1 protein-coding gene is annotated in these 872 nt (G+C 43.9%); it reads left to right on the top strand.

Going from position 1 to position 872, the window contains the following annotated elements:
• The coding region (locus tag A3756_RS01295; RefSeq protein ID WP_156490167.1) for an AraC family transcriptional regulator at positions 1–872 on the top strand (872 nt) is incomplete at both ends.

Genomic DNA, 872 nt, shown 5'->3' with positions numbered 1-872 from the left:
CCTCTAACTGGCCTCTGTCGGATAGGCAGGCAACGCGAATTCGTGTGCCAAAGCATATTCTGCAACAGCTCGCGCTTCATCCAATAGCTCGCCAAATCTTTGCTTCGTCGATTGGTTATTACCCCAGCGCAGCAAAGCATGAGATGGAGAGAATTGCGCATGACGACTATATTCTTATTTATTGTGCTGAAGGGCAGGGTTATCTAAGTACGGGTCACTACAAGGGGGAGATTCACCAAGGGGACCTGTTTATTTTACCGCCTGAAACAGCCCACCAATACCGCTCTGACCCTGAAACACCCTGGACAGTTTTCTGGTTTCATTTTCGTGGTGACCTTGCTGATAGTTATTACCGCTATTTATTTAAGGCATCTGATACCTCAGTTGTTAAAGCTCATGACGTTCAGACATTAGCTCGCTTTCGGGAGCTCATTGGTATTGCTCGCTCGAGTTTTACCCTGGATTCTTATATCTACGTTAGTAGCCTCTTGAGCCATCTTTTGATTTCAACAGCACATACAGTGATGGAAGATGCAAAAAAGTATGGTGGTATAAGTGTCGAAAAGACACAGGATTTTATGCGAAAAAATATTGGCAAATCACTAAGTCTTGCTGATCTTGCAGATGTTAGCCGTGTTTCCAAATACCACTTCTCCAGGCGCTATCGTGAGTTGACTGGTATTTCACCGCTAAAACACTTTTCGAACATGAAGATCGAGCAGGCATGTTCTTTACTTGAGCAAACAAACATAAGTATTTCTGATATTGCTTACCAACTCGGGTATGATGATGCGCTTTATTTTTCGCGCGTCTTTAAGAAACTTATGAAGGTTTCGCCTAGAAACTACCGTAAGGAATTGCGCAAGCGGCTG

It is taken from the genome of Oleiphilus sp. HI0086 (assembly GCF_001635225.1).
The sequence above is the reverse complement of the archived record's forward strand: the minus strand, read 5'-3'. Positions and strand labels throughout refer to the sequence as shown.